We start from the raw sequence: 13572 nt of genomic DNA, 5'->3' as shown, positions 1-13572 counted from the left end.
GTTATAACGAGAATTAGATATGGAATATTAATGAAATATTTATTATTATTTATATTCATATTTTCTTAAATAATTGAATACAATTAAAATATAAAGACCATTCACTATTGACGTGAAAAAATGTCCTGAGAAAAAAGAAATCATAAAAAACAAAAAAACAACAAATAAATAATATTTATTGTTAATTACTCCGATAATATATCTTTTAAATAACATCAAATATAGAAGACCATTAAATAAGCCGAAAAATAATAATACATCAATTATGTCCATTTCAATTATTGAATATGCTTTTTCTTTTAAAGCCACATTATCCCCGATGGTTAAATATCTTATTAAATTCACAAAATTTATTTTTCCTTTAAATCGTTCTAAAAACAATTCATTTCTCCCCCCCATAAAAGTATATAACAAGCCAACATTATTAGCTTTGTATACAATAAATCCAAAAACAATTCTCAATCTTTCAATATTCATGTAAAGGATTATAGAAGAGGTCAAAATAGCGCCAAATACAATTAATAATTTTTTCAGATTAATTGTTGTTATTAAATGATAGATAATTAAAAAAAACAATCCTAAGTAGACCGCCTTAGTCCCAACTATTAAAGTAAAAAAAACAGCTAAAAAAAAATAGTGATTTTTTTTTGCTGAATAACGCCAATCGTGATATACAACAACAACTGCCAATAAATAAAATATAGAAGATTCATTTATTGCGTTTATCAGTCCATTATACCCAAATCTTAGAGAAGTTTCATGCTGTGTAAAGATGCGGAATAACCTAAGATCAAAGACGAATCCTATTAAGGCTAACCAACCATTAAAATAAAATATTTTTAAAAAAATATTTTTTACTCTATTAAGATTTTCTTTATTGTTTAAGAACTCTTCGAACAAGAAAAAAGCCATTAACAAAAAAAAGTATTTATTGAAATATATAAACTGTTCTAAAACAGAAAAACTCAAGCTAGAATCAAACTTTAAAGACAAATTGGCGATTAGAAAACAAATCAAATAATATGCAAATATTATTAAGCCATTAAGTCGTCGTCGGGAGAGAAAAATTAGTATTAAAATAAATATTAAAATCTGAAAAGAGACCCTGAAAAGTAATCCAATTCTTGATAAGTCAGGGTAATAAAGACCGAAAAATTTATTTAAAGCATCAAAAACATAATTCAAAACTAGAGCGTATATAAACACATGTTTTATAAAAAAATCTCTATTTAAACTAATTTTCATATCGTATTTAGAATCGATTTTTAATTTTCAAAATTTTCAATAAGGTTACAAAAAAAACAGGGCTCAGGTACAGCGCTAACGAACCAAAATATAAACCTAAACCTCTTCTTTTCTTTTTTAATATTGTATCCTTAATTGAAACGTACTTAAGTCTATTTATTATGTCTCTAGGCACCTTAACCTCATTATAATAAGAGTAAATAGATAGAGACAATATTAAACCAGGTAAAAATGTTGAATCAAATAAGCGTAAAGTATTATTAGGTACCTTTCCACTTAACTCATTCTTAAGAGACATCATACGAGTAATATAGTTTTGAAGTACCTCTATTGGTTTATCTATAGTACTAATAAGAGAGTTATCTCTTGCTGTGTATCCTAGTATATTAACATCAAGAAAGGTGATGCTAGTTGAATTTGTCAAAAATCTAAAATAGAATTCTATTTCCTCTCCATAAGCTCCTTTAAAATTTTTATCTCCAAAAATCAATTCTATAGAATCTATTACTTTCCTGGAATAAAAGACAGTTCCAATTACCATAACAATATTTTTCAATAGACATTGTTCTAATATGAAATTACTCGTAATATCTTCTGGTTTAGGTGTTATATATTTATCATCATAATTATACAATATTCGTCCTTCTGTATTAATTTTTTGATATTTACCAATTAAAGCATCTGGACTTTTCGAGTTTAGAATTTCTAAAACACTTGAAATAGTTCCTTCAAAAACAACATCATCACCATCTAAAAAAAACAAATACTCCCCTTTAGATTTAGATATCCCTTTATTTCTAGCCGCGACCAAACCCTGATTTTCACCAGTAAAAACAGATACTCCGTCAATATTTTTAGATTCCAGATAGTTATTAATTTTTTCTAAGGAATTATCTACAGATCCATCGTTTATAATTAATAATTCAACATCTCTCGTCATTTGTGAGCAGACTGAATCTAAAGTTCTTTCAATATAATTCTCTAAATTATATACTGGAATTATAATGCTTATTTTAAAATCCATTTTTGTAATTTACTTTTTATTAATAATCTTTCCACCTTATTCAAAACTGTAAAATAGCAGCTTATTATTGTCAAGCCCCCCAAAATTATGGCCTGAAAAAAAGCATTAAACAACGATAAAACATTTTCAGTATAATAATTCAGTAAGTCGTAAAGAACAATAACTGTAAAAAATACAAATATAAATTTTAAAATTTCTCTTAAAATTTCTCTTACCTTAATTGTTGTAAAACTAGTTGAAAAGTATGGATAAACAAATATATTTCTAATTAATAACAATGAAACAGAACTAACTATAATTGAATAAATATCAAATTTAAAAACAATAATCAAAGTACAAGATATTAAGATATGAGATAAAGCAAAAATTATAGATATTATTGCTATCTCCCTTATTTTATTATAAATAAGATATAATGATTTATAAATAGTAAATGCACAATTTATACCCCATGAGAAGATGATTAATTTTAACATACTATCGAGGTATAAGTATTCTGTTCCCAACCAATAAAAAAGAATAGTTTCAGAATAGACAAATATAACAGCACAACAAATTGTTGCTAAAATGCCTAAATATCTTAATCCTTTTAAAAATAATTTTTTAATTTTTTCATCTTCAGAATTATTAATTAACTTTAAGAAAATAGGATGAAAAACTTGTAATAATAGACCTACCAAACTATATACCAGAATCCTCCACTGTATCAAAGCGGTAAAATCTGCTGTTGAATTGTTATCCAGAAGAATACTTGCTATTATAATATCTCCATAAGAGAATACTAGAACCCCTAGTTGAAAAATTAGTGACCAACTGCCTAAATTTACTAAATTTTTTGTCACCTCTTTTTTTACATATTTATAGCTTATGAAGACATCTGGTAAAGCTTTTCTAAAAATAAAATAAGCCACTATAAGTAATGATATAGCAGAAGCCAAATAAGCATAACCTATATAAATAAGGGAGTTTGAAACAAAATATATCGCTCCTAAAATTAGGATTGTCCTTATTACATTTCTACTTGTAATTATTTGTTGACAAGTATCTACCCTATTGTTAATGTATATTGGTGTAGTTAAATAATTAGTTAAAATTATAATAGTAAATGAAAACAAATTAAGAGCTAATAATATTTTACTGTCATAGATATAAGTTTCAGATATTGAAAATATAAACTCAGAATAATAAACTATAACAAAAATGAAAGGAATAAAACTTAACACTAAGATCAAATAAATAAAAGTTGCCGAAGAATAAATTATATTTTTAGATAATTCTTTTTTTAATACTAAAATTAAACTCAAAGATTCGTTCAAACTATTAGCAAACAAAGTTGCATACATGGAAATACTAATTGTTAACTGAATAATAACAAAAGGTTCTTTCCCTAATTTAGTGAATATAAGTGGAGTTATTAATAATCCATTAATGATTGACACTAGAAAATTCAGACCATTAAAAAGAATATTTTTAACTACTTGTTTATTACTTCCTTCGAACTCCATTTAATCAAGAACTTGTATTTAATACTGATTGGTACAATTGAATAAAATCATTTATCTTATAGTGCCAACTGTATTGATTTTCTACTACATTAATAACTCTTTTTTTATCAAACGGGGTATTTAATGCTTTTTCTATTTGAGCGGCTAAATCTTCAATAGTGTCCACTTTTGGGCTATACGCTTCTCCAATATAATTTTCTTGGAAAACAATACTAAATTCATCAAAAACTCCATTAAAACCAACAATTGGAATACCAAACATTAAAGCTTCTATATATACTAAACCAAAACTTTCACTTTTACTAGGCAACACCATAACGTCACTTTGCAAATAAATCTGTCTTATCTCGTTCCAATCAAGTTTAGGAAAAAGTTCATATTTAAACTTCGTGTCAATCTTATTAATATACTTTTCTCCTTCCTCATTCACTATTGCAATTAACTTCACATTTTCACGTAAATAAGAACTGTTATTGATAGCTTCTATTAACTCAACAAATCCTTTTCTTTTGACTGATTCACTCAATCCATTAAAAAATAAAACTTTTTTAATGTTTAATACTTTAACATAATTTTGTCTTTCGAAAATAATCGGATTAGGGATTTTTTTTAACTTTTCTTCTTCACAAAATTTATATTTTTGATGATATTTGTATGCGAAATCGGATATATAGATAACTCTCTTAGCATAATTACAGTTACTCTTTAGTAGTTTTAATCTTTTATTCTTTACATCTGACTGCCAAAACCCATGATCTGATATTACTACAGGAATTTTAGAATACTTTCCTTTTAATAATTTTAAGGCTAAGGTAGAAGTGTTTTGTAAAGAATGGACGTGTATTATATCTACCTTTCTTTTTTTTAAATGGTCTCTCAAACAAACGTATTGATAACATATAATAAGACGAGATTTAAAATCCAAAAAATTTATTTTTGAGCTAAAGAACAAAGGCAAATAACTAAACATTTTAATAAAAAGAAGTAGTTTATTATCTATAATTTCTAAACCTTGAGGTAAAGGACATTTTCTAACAACTCCTTTATGATACCAAATAGATATTTTTAAATTATTACTTAAAGCTTCATTTATAAATCCATAAATATGTGTTGCTATTCCTCCTAACGCTTTCCCACCATACTGTTTAGGAATAGGCCCTATTACTAATATATTCATAATATTATTTTCTTAATATTTTGGCGGGTACGCCTACAGCTGTTGAATTATCTGGAACATCAATCAAAACAACAGCGTTTGCCCCTATTATGGCGTTATTGCCAATTTTAACTTCACCAAGAATTTTAGATCCGGTTGCCAAATAAACGTTATCTCCGATTTTAGGCAAAATAAATTGACCTTTTTTGCCGCCTATAACAACAGAGGAGCCTATAACAACATTTCTCCCTATTATAGCTTTTTTATGAATAATAACACCTATACCTCCGTAAGCAAAGACCGTTCCCTTGCCTATCCTAGCCTGAAATGGAATTGAAGAATTATAAATCAGAAAAATAAATAATTGAATTATCTTTGGGATAACAGGTACTTTTTTCAAATATAGATAATGTGATAATCTATAAAAATAATAAGCATTAATCATTGTTTTTAGTTTTACTCATTTACAATTAAATTTTTGAAATTAAAAGTAGTAATTTACCATTTTCTTTCTTCTCAAGCTCCTTAACGTAAACTAACTTATAATCTATATTGCTATTAAATTTCTCATCAAAAACACTCTTTAGTTCTTGCTCTGTCTCATTTCTGAACGATTCATTCTTAACAATTCTGACATCTAATTTTCCTTTTTCTTTTTGAAAATACTGTAATCCATCTATTTTTTCGTAAATATCACCATGTAAAACCAGCGCGGTGGCTGTGACATAATCACCATTCTTATAAAAAATTTTACTAGAACTTAACCTCCCTTTTATCCCCTTTAAAACTAAGTTTCCAAATTTAATATCGTCTACAGAGGTTTTCTGACTCAGAATAGCTTCATCCCCTGACTTATATCTTATTAAGGGCATACCTTGATTATTTAGAGTTGTTCCAACAAGCTCACCCTCTACAGTAGCATTATTTTGTGAATTAAGTATTTCTGTGTATCCGTATCGAGAATCAACATAATAATCACTGGACACACCATTAGTTGCTGCAAAAATTAATTTTTCAGTATGACCGTAAAAATCTACAAATGGAATCCCTAATATTTTATTGAAAAATGAATACATATGCGGAGACACTTGTTCCGAAGAGGAAAACATTCCTTTAATAAATGAATAATCTAAATTATGTTTAATTAAAAATTTACCAAAAAAATATAAGTTGCTTGGATAACCATGCAAAAATTCGATTTTATATTTTTTTAAACATTGATAGATCTCTAATAAATAATTATCATTTAATCTAAATCCATCAAAAATATACTCTTTAGATATCGGGTTTATTTCTAATCGCTTGTTTTTTGCAAATTGCCCCATTCTTATGACCCCCCGTTTAGAAAAATCATAACCTATTTTGGACCAGTAATGATGAAGAGTTGAGATTTCTATTGAAAACCTGTTTTTTGGTAAATACATTTTAAGGGGCACTCCTGATGTTCCGGACGTCGTTACATAATCATAATCTTCTAATTTTATTTTGTCTGAAATAAAATCATCGAAATTATTAAGAACAATGTTTTTATCGATAGGTTCAAAAGTGTCTTTGAACATCTCTATAGAGTTTATGTCCTTTCCTTTGTATAGTCTTCTATAATATGGGACATTTTTAATTGCGTTATTAACTGTATTTAATAATAAAACCTCCGTATCTCTTTTATCTGTTCTTGTGTTTAAATAATTAAGATGTTTCACATAATCCTTACCATAAATAAATGGCGCATAATTATTGTTACCAACAATTATATTATTAACTGAATTTGGTAAAATATTTTTAATGTTTTCATAAATATATCTTTTAACGTTATACATATTGACACTAATTAAAAACCTATATTTCTTATTTGAATTCTATTGCTTCCAATACTCTTATACTCCTCGTTTTCTAATAAAAACAACCAAATATCCAAACTCTTAAAACGCTTCATTTTAGTTTCAATATTATTTATTAAGTAGTGATGATTGTTTACAATTTTTAATTCAGACTTAAAATTGAACCCCTTTTTATTGTGCTCGGCCTCATAGTCTCTCAGTAACTTGTTCTCATCATCGAGAATAGCTTCTAAAGCTACAGTGTATTTCTCCACCTCCTCTTTAATTACATCATCATTGAGTTTTAAAACCACGCTGTAAGTTTCAGCCCCTGTTTTAATTATAGCAAATTTTTCCAACTCTATACCTGCAATAAGTATTTCGTTAACTGGTCGAGCACGATCGTAATCTTCCAACCCCGTTTCTAAGTGTTTAGTTAACGCGTCCTTTTTACAAGAAACGAACACTACTCCTAACATTAATACCAATAATACGCTCTTCATATTTTTCAATTACCTATTTAAAAACCCCACAAAAATCCAATACCACCTTGTCTTCCGCTATTTCTAGCGTTTTAAACTCATCGTGAGCGACTAAAAATGCTATAATATCTGCTTGTTTTGCAGCGTCTTTATACGGTGTTAATTTAAATACTTTGTGGTCTGTTATGTTGGGTTCTACAATATAATATTCTTCGTTATTTGCATTTTGTAATACTTTCTGCGCGATATATTTCGCTGGAGACTCTCTTAAATCGTCAATATTGGGTTTAAACGCTAAGCCCATTAAGGCGATACTTGGTTTACGGCCGTGTTTTAACTCGAATTCTAATTTAGCTGTTTGCACTTTTTCGGCACACCAAAACGATTTGTAATTATTTATCTCTCTGGCTGTACCAATAATTTTAGACTCCATTGGGTATTCGGCTACAATAAAATAAGGATCTACGGCGATACAATGTCCGCCCACGCCACAACCAGGTTGCAAAATATTTACACGGGGGTGTTTATTTGCTAAATCTATTAACTCCCAGACATTTATATCTGCCTTGTCACAAATTAGCGATAGCTCGTTGGCAAAGGCTATTTGTACGTCTCGCGACGCGTTTTCTACCAATTTGCACATTTCTGCGGTACGTGCATTTGTTTTATGCAACGCCCCTTTTATAAACTGCTTATAAAACGCCACTGCTTTTTCGGTCGCTTTTTCGTTTACACCACCAATAACGCGATCGTTATGGACCAACTCATACATTACATTTCCTGGTAATACGCGTTCTGGACAATAGGCGATGTTAATTTTGCCATCTAATTCTGGGCGTTCGGTATAGATTAGCTGCATCATCTTTTCGGTCGTTCCCACTGGAGATGTCGATTCTATAATATATAAATCGTCCTTCTTTAATAAAGGCACTACTGCTCTTGTTGCCGCTTCTACAAAAGAAATATCCGGTTCATTTTTAGCCTTAAATGGCGTAGGAACCACGATAAGATAGGTATTCGCTTCAACGGGAGTAGTCGCCGCTTTTAAATAGCCCTCTTTTACTGCTTTTGCTACTGCAATGTCTAGCTCCGGTTCTACAATATGTATTTTTCCTTGGTTAATTGTTTCTACAACACTAGGATTTATATCGACACCGTGTACATAGGTTTTATTTTGAGCTATTAAAGCTGCCGTTGGCAAACCAATATACCCTAAACCAATCATTACAACGCTTGGACGTTTACTCATAATTATAACTTTGAAATAAATTCAACTATTTTCTGACACGACGTTCCATCGCCATACGGATTGTGTAACGTACTCATTTCTGAATACGCTTCCGTATTGTTTAATAAACGGTTCGCTTCTGTTACTATTTTACTTTTATCTGTACCGACTAAGCATACTGTACCGGCTGCTACTGCTTCCGGTCTTTCGGTAGTCTCACGCATTACTAAAACGGGTTTCCCTAAGCTTGGCGCTTCTTCTTGCACGCCGCCACTATCGGTAATAATTAAATACGATTGGCCCATTAACCAAACAAATGCTGGATAGGATAACGGATCGATTAACTGTATATTATGGATCCCCTCTAATAATTCGTATACTGGTTTTTGCACCTTAGGGTTTAAGTGTACGGGATAAATAATTTGCACCGCTTTGTTCTGTAAGGCGATCTCTTTTAGTGCACTACAAATATTTATAAATCCCTGACCGTGATTTTCTCTACGGTGTCCCGTCACTAATACTAACTTTTTAGAACTATCGACGACACTTTTAAGGGCGTCTATTTCGATATCTGAATACGTTTCTGAAGTCACTTTTTCTGCACTAAACTGAAGCGCATCGATTACCGTATTACCGGTTACCAAAATAGCCTCTTCTTTAATGTTTTCGTTTAGTAAATTTTGTTTCGATGTCGCTGTTGGTGAAAAATGATAATCGGCAATAGCACCTGCAATACTTCTATTCACTTCCTCTGGAAACGGAGAACGCTTATTAAAAGTTCTTAACCCTGCTTCTACGTGGCATACTTTGGCTCCAGAGTAAAAGGCTGCAATACTCGCTGCCATTGTAGTTGTCGTATCACCGTGCACATACACATAATCGGGTTTAAACTCCTCAAGTATCGGTTTAAGATTCGTAATAATATCTGCCGTTAAGGAATACAAGTTTTGGTTTGGTGTCATCAAATCTAAATCGTAATCCGGTGTAATCTCAAAAAAAGACAATACCTGATCTAACATTTCTCGATGCTGAGCGGTGATACAGACTCTGGTTTCGAACGTACCGGACTGTTTTAAAAACGCTTTAACTAAAGGCGCCATTTTAATAGCCTCTGGTCGCGTACCAAAAATGATGAGGTTTTTTTTCATTATTAGAACGTAGTAAATTTATTATCTAGCTTGACATATAATTTGCAAAAGTACTATATTAAATGCTTAATATTAAAACTGAACCCGATAATCTTGATTGTATCTTAGTTTCTATCGGAAGAATAAAGAATTTATCGCCGCTTTTAAAGACTTGCAAGACAGCATTTTACATATTTATTACTTAGCCTTGAGATAGCTATGGCTTTAGGCAACACACTTTTTAAGTCAAAAATAATCGTGTTATTTTTTGAGAGTAACTCCCAGTCTAAAGGAAGAAACTCATGATGTTCAATATCAACACAATAGATTGATTGTCAAGATTTTATATTTTGTATTACATCGAGATTGTATTCTTTTTTTACCTCTGAAGCATTTGAACATCCATTCAGAAATAATAATAAAAATTCTTCCTGCTTAAATTGACTGTTATTCTGTCTCAACACAACATTTAAGATTGCATTCTTCTATTTGGCTTCAATATTACCTATACCAATAATAGCGATTATCACCCTTATTTTAAGGTATTAATAACGCGTTCAAGACTCGTTTTCCAATTATGGCAATAGCGCTCCGGGATTTTAGATTTACGCATCACGCTATATTTAGGTCGCTGTGCTTGCGTTTTAAAAGCGTCGACTGGGGTTATTTTTGCTGGATTATAGTCTTTAAAATGTGTGGCGATTTCAACGCCAAAATCGAACCACGTGACTTCTCCTTCATTACTAAAATGGTACGTCCCATAGGCTGTATTCTCTGTACGGATATTATGCAGTACAAAGTCTGCCAGGTCTACACAACTTGTAGGTGTACCTACTTCGGCCGTTGTAATTTTTAATTCGGCATGCTCTTCCATTTTTCTAGCCATCGTTTTTAAGAAATTTTTACCAAACTTAGAGTACAACCAAGACGTGCGAATAATAAAATGATTAGATAGCGTTTCTTTTACGTGCTGCTCACCCAGTAATTTTGAGGCGCCGTACACATTAATCGGTGCTGTGCTATCCGTTTCTACATACGGTGACGTTTTAGTACCGTCGAACACGTAGTCAGTGGAGATATGAATTAACGTTGTCTTAAAATCGCGACATACCTCAGCCAAATACTTTGCCCCTTCCGCATTAATTAAAAAAGCAGTCTCCCGATCTGTTTCGGCGTGCTCCACATTAGTATACGCCGCACAGTTAATACAATATTGAAAATTATGCTTGGCAAAAAATGCTTGAAGGTCCTCTTTATTAGTAATGTCTAATGCTTCTTTATCAACAAAAACAAAGGCTTCGTTAGCCTTGTGCTTCGCGTCTTTAAATGTTGAGCCCAACTGACCGTTTCCTCCTGTCACTAAAATATTTTTCATAAAATAGCATTTTCAAATGTTGACAAAATAGCATCTTTTTCAGAAATTATAAGTGCTTTCGAAGGTAATTGCCAATCGATATTTAAAGCCACATCGTTGTACATTATTCCGCCTTCAGATGCTTTATTGTAATAATTATCGCATTTGTACGAAAATATGGCGGTATCGCTAAGCACGACGAAACCGTGAGCAAAGCCGCGGGGGACAAATAATTGTTTCTTATTGTCTTCTGTTAATTCTACCGAAAAATGTTGCCCATAAGTTGGGGACTCTTTTCTAATATCTACGGCCACATCCAACACCCGACCTTTAACCACTCTTACCAACTTGGCTTGTGCCCAATTTCCCTTTTGAAAATGTAACCCTCTCAACACCCCTTTTGTAGAATACGACTCGTTGTCTTGAACAAACGTCACCGATTGCCCAATGAGCGCATTAAAGGTCTCTTGATTAAAACTTTCAAAAAAATAACCTCGCGCATCGTTAAAAACGGTTGGCTCTATAATAAAACACTGTTCTAATTGCGTTGGGACTGCTTTCATTACCTTTTAATTTTATTGCTCTAAAATACTTAATAAGTGTTTACCGTAACCACTTTTTATAAGGGGTTGTATAAGCGTTTTTAATTGTTCTTTATTGATATACCCCATTTTGTAAGCCACTTCCTCTAGTGCCCCAATTTTTAAACCTTGACGCTCTTCTATCACTTGTACAAATTGTGAGGCTTGCATTAACGAATTAAAAGTACCGGTATCTAACCAAGCGGTTCCTTTATCTAAAACACTAACGGTAAGTTTGCCTTGCTCTAAATACGCTTTATTAATATCGGTAATTTCCAATTCACCACGGTGACTCGGCTCGATACTTTTGGCAATTTCTATTACGCTATTATCGTAAAAATAGATCCCTGGAACAGCGTAATTAGATTTTGGTTTTGTTGGTTTTTCTTCAATAGAAATCACTTGCCCTTCCGTATTAAATTCGGCCACTCCGTAGCGTTCCGGATCTAAAACATGGTAGGCATAAATGATACCGCCGTCGGGATCGCTATTTGCTTGTAATAGTTTTTCTAGTCCTGTACCGTGAAAAATATTATCGCCTAAAATAAGTGCCACTTTATCGTCACCGATAAAGTCCTCACCTATAATAAACGCTTCGGCTAAACCATTAGGATGTTCTTGTACAGCATATTCAAAACGACAGCCGAATTGTGACCCATCGCCTAATAATTTTTTAAACAACGGGACATCTTGCGGTGTCGAAATAATTAAGATTTCTTTTATCCCAGACCACATTAAAGTCGATAAGGGATAATAAATCATTGGTTTATCGTAAATAGGCATTAATTGCTTACTTACCGCCAATGTTAAAGGGTGTAAACGTGTTCCTGAACCGCCTGCTAATACTATACCTTTCATTCTTGAGTGTCTGTGTTACTTAGTTATATTGTTTGCTATAATAGGTTTTATACGCCCCTGAGGTGACTTGTTCCAACCATTCTTCATTTGCCATATACCAGGCTATCGTTGCTTCTAAACCTTCCTCGAAGGTTACAGAAGGGGCCCAACCTAATTCGTTTTTAATTTTATTGGCATCGATAGCGTAGCGCACATCGTGACCCGGACGGTTCTTTACGTAGGTTATTAACGCTTCAGAAGTTCCTTTTGTTCTTCCTAACGCACTATCCATTTGTTTGCATAACAATTTTACTAAGTCGCTATTTTTCCACTCGTTAAAACCACCAATATTATACGTTTCTCCTATTGTCCCCTTATGGAATGCTATGTCTATTGCACGCGCATGGTCTAATACATACAACCAATCCCTAGTATAATTGCCATCGCCATATACGGGCAATGGTTTATTATGAATGATATTATTGATGAATAATGGAATTAATTTTTCAGGAAAATGATTTGGGCCGTAATTATTCGAGCAATTACTTATTATATAAGGCAATCCGTAGGTTTCGCCGTACGCACGCACAAAATGGTCGGAGCTTGCTTTTGAAGCGGAATATGGAGAATTAGGATCGTAGGCTGTTGTTTCGGTAAACAATCCTGTTTGGCCCAAAGAGCCATACACCTCATCGGTACTTACGTGATAAAACAATTTGTCTTCCCACGTATCTTGCCATAGGTTTTTAAACGCAGTAAGCAAAATCATCGTTCCTAAAACATTGGTTTTTGCAAACGCCATAGGATCCGCGATAGAGCGATCAACGTGACTTTCAGCGGCTAAATGTATTACTCCCTCGAATTGATGCGTTTTAAACAGCGTGTTAATCTGTTCTTCGTTGGTGATATCCGCTTTTAAAAACGTGTAGTTTTCGCAAGATTCAATATCCTTAAGGTTTTCTAAATTGCCCGCATACGTTAACACGTCTAAATTGAAAATATGGTACTGCGGATATTTATTTACAAAAAGCCGTACCACATGAGAGCCTATAAAACCGGCTCCGCCTGTGATTAGTAAAGCTTTTTTCTGTTGATTTAATTGTGGGTCTAACATAAGCGTTGCTTGTCTGTGATCAAAAAAATAATCGATTGAGTTACAATAAAACGTAAAAATAGCATTTTAAACGGAGAATCGTTCTTTTGAAACAAACAAACA

The 13572-nt window shown here is 31.9% G+C and carries 13 protein-coding genes; all 13 read right to left on the bottom strand.

Going from position 1 to position 13572, the window contains the following annotated elements:
- Nucleotides 1-45 precede the first annotated feature (45 nt).
- Nucleotides 46-1245, bottom strand: coding sequence for a hypothetical protein (locus ES676_RS08425; RefSeq protein ID WP_148369881.1), 1200 nt, complete (start codon nucleotides 1243-1245; stop codon nucleotides 46-48).
- Between the two features lie 7 nt (nucleotides 1246-1252).
- Nucleotides 1253-2269 (bottom strand): glycosyltransferase family 2 protein, encoded by a 1017-nt coding sequence (locus ES676_RS08420; RefSeq protein WP_148369880.1) that lies wholly within the window; start codon nucleotides 2267-2269, stop codon nucleotides 1253-1255.
- The gene (locus ES676_RS08415; protein WP_148369879.1) at nucleotides 2254-3774 is read right to left on the bottom strand and encodes an MATE family efflux transporter; all 1521 of its coding nucleotides are present in this window, start codon (nucleotides 3772-3774) and stop codon (nucleotides 2254-2256) included. Before ES676_RS08415 ends, ES676_RS08420 begins: the two co-directional genes overlap by 16 nt.
- A 4-nt stretch (nucleotides 3775-3778) precedes the next feature.
- A complete protein-coding gene (locus ES676_RS08410; protein ID WP_148369878.1) occupies nucleotides 3779-4951 on the bottom strand; it encodes a glycosyltransferase family 4 protein in 1173 nt (390 codons plus the stop codon).
- A 4-nt stretch (nucleotides 4952-4955) separates the two neighbouring features.
- Nucleotides 4956-5375 carry a serine O-acetyltransferase gene (locus ES676_RS08405; protein WP_215731643.1) on the bottom strand — a complete coding sequence of 140 codons (420 nt, stop codon included), beginning with the start codon at nucleotides 5373-5375 and terminating at the stop codon, nucleotides 4956-4958.
- Between the two features lie 25 nt (nucleotides 5376-5400).
- Nucleotides 5401-6747, bottom strand: a complete 1347-nt coding sequence (locus ES676_RS08400; protein WP_148369877.1) for a phenylacetate--CoA ligase family protein — start codon at nucleotides 6745-6747, stop codon at nucleotides 5401-5403.
- 11 nt (nucleotides 6748-6758) lie between these two features.
- Nucleotides 6759-7250 (bottom strand): hypothetical protein, encoded by a 492-nt coding sequence (locus ES676_RS08395; RefSeq protein WP_148369876.1) that lies wholly within the window; start codon nucleotides 7248-7250, stop codon nucleotides 6759-6761.
- 13 nt (nucleotides 7251-7263) lie between these two features.
- Entirely contained in the window at nucleotides 7264-8478 is a 1215-nt protein-coding gene (gene wecC / locus ES676_RS08390; protein WP_148369875.1) for a UDP-N-acetyl-D-mannosamine dehydrogenase, read from the bottom strand.
- A 2-nt stretch (nucleotides 8479-8480) separates the two neighbouring features.
- On the bottom strand, nucleotides 8481-9605 hold the full coding sequence (wecB, locus tag ES676_RS08385; protein WP_148369874.1) for a non-hydrolyzing UDP-N-acetylglucosamine 2-epimerase: 1125 nt from the start codon (nucleotides 9603-9605) through the stop codon (nucleotides 8481-8483).
- Between the two features lie 511 nt (nucleotides 9606-10116).
- A complete protein-coding gene (gene rfbD, locus ES676_RS08380; protein ID WP_148369873.1) occupies nucleotides 10117-10959 on the bottom strand; it encodes a dTDP-4-dehydrorhamnose reductase in 843 nt (280 codons plus the stop codon).
- Nucleotides 10956-11501 carry a dTDP-4-dehydrorhamnose 3,5-epimerase gene (gene rfbC / locus ES676_RS08375; RefSeq protein ID WP_148369872.1) on the bottom strand — a complete coding sequence of 182 codons (546 nt, stop codon included), beginning with the start codon at nucleotides 11499-11501 and terminating at the stop codon, nucleotides 10956-10958. The genes rfbD and rfbC overlap by 4 nt, the downstream gene beginning before the upstream one ends.
- Before the next feature lie 12 nt (nucleotides 11502-11513).
- Nucleotides 11514-12377 (bottom strand): glucose-1-phosphate thymidylyltransferase RfbA, encoded by an 864-nt coding sequence (gene rfbA, locus ES676_RS08370; RefSeq protein ID WP_148369871.1) that lies wholly within the window; start codon nucleotides 12375-12377, stop codon nucleotides 11514-11516.
- Nucleotides 12378-12396: 19 nt separating this feature from the next.
- Nucleotides 12397-13470, bottom strand: a complete 1074-nt coding sequence (gene rfbB / locus ES676_RS08365) for a dTDP-glucose 4,6-dehydratase (protein WP_148369870.1) — start codon at nucleotides 13468-13470, stop codon at nucleotides 12397-12399.
- Nucleotides 13471-13572 lie beyond the last annotated feature (102 nt).

It is taken from the genome of Bizionia saleffrena (genome assembly GCF_008086175.1).
In the GTDB taxonomy this organism is placed as follows: domain Bacteria; phylum Bacteroidota; class Bacteroidia; order Flavobacteriales; family Flavobacteriaceae; genus Bizionia; species Bizionia saleffrena.
This window is presented reverse-complemented; position numbering and strand designations above follow the sequence as displayed.

Excerpts from the sequence above, each read along its gene's own strand:
- ES676_RS08415 (WP_148369879.1), bottom strand. The coding sequence starts at position 3,774 with ATGGAGTTCGAAGGAAGTAATAAACAAGTAGTTAAAAATATTCTTTTT.
- rfbD (WP_148369873.1), bottom strand. The coding sequence starts at position 10,959 with ATGAAAAATATTTTAGTGACAGGAGGAAACGGTCAGTTGGGCTCAACA.
- rfbB (WP_148369870.1), bottom strand. The coding sequence starts at position 13,470 with ATGTTAGACCCACAATTAAATCAACAGAAAAAAGCTTTACTAATCACA.
- ES676_RS08400 (WP_148369877.1), bottom strand. The coding sequence starts at position 6,747 with ATGTATAACGTTAAAAGATATATTTATGAAAACATTAAAAATATTTTA.
- rfbA (WP_148369871.1), bottom strand. The coding sequence starts at position 12,377 with ATGAAAGGTATAGTATTAGCAGGCGGTTCAGGAACACGTTTACACCCT.
- wecC (WP_148369875.1), bottom strand. The coding sequence starts at position 8,478 with ATGAGTAAACGTCCAAGCGTTGTAATGATTGGTTTAGGGTATATTGGT.
- wecB (WP_148369874.1), bottom strand. The coding sequence starts at position 9,605 with ATGAAAAAAAACCTCATCATTTTTGGTACGCGACCAGAGGCTATTAAA.
- ES676_RS08395 (WP_148369876.1), bottom strand. The coding sequence starts at position 7,250 with ATGAAGAGCGTATTATTGGTATTAATGTTAGGAGTAGTGTTCGTTTCT.
- rfbC (WP_148369872.1), bottom strand. The coding sequence starts at position 11,501 with ATGAAAGCAGTCCCAACGCAATTAGAACAGTGTTTTATTATAGAGCCA.
- ES676_RS08425 (WP_148369881.1), bottom strand. The coding sequence starts at position 1,245 with ATGAAAATTAGTTTAAATAGAGATTTTTTTATAAAACATGTGTTTATA.
- ES676_RS08410 (WP_148369878.1), bottom strand. The coding sequence starts at position 4,951 with ATGAATATATTAGTAATAGGGCCTATTCCTAAACAGTATGGTGGGAAA.
- ES676_RS08405 (WP_215731643.1), bottom strand. The coding sequence starts at position 5,375 with ATGATTAATGCTTATTATTTTTATAGATTATCACATTATCTATATTTG.
- ES676_RS08420 (WP_148369880.1), bottom strand. The coding sequence starts at position 2,269 with ATGGATTTTAAAATAAGCATTATAATTCCAGTATATAATTTAGAGAAT.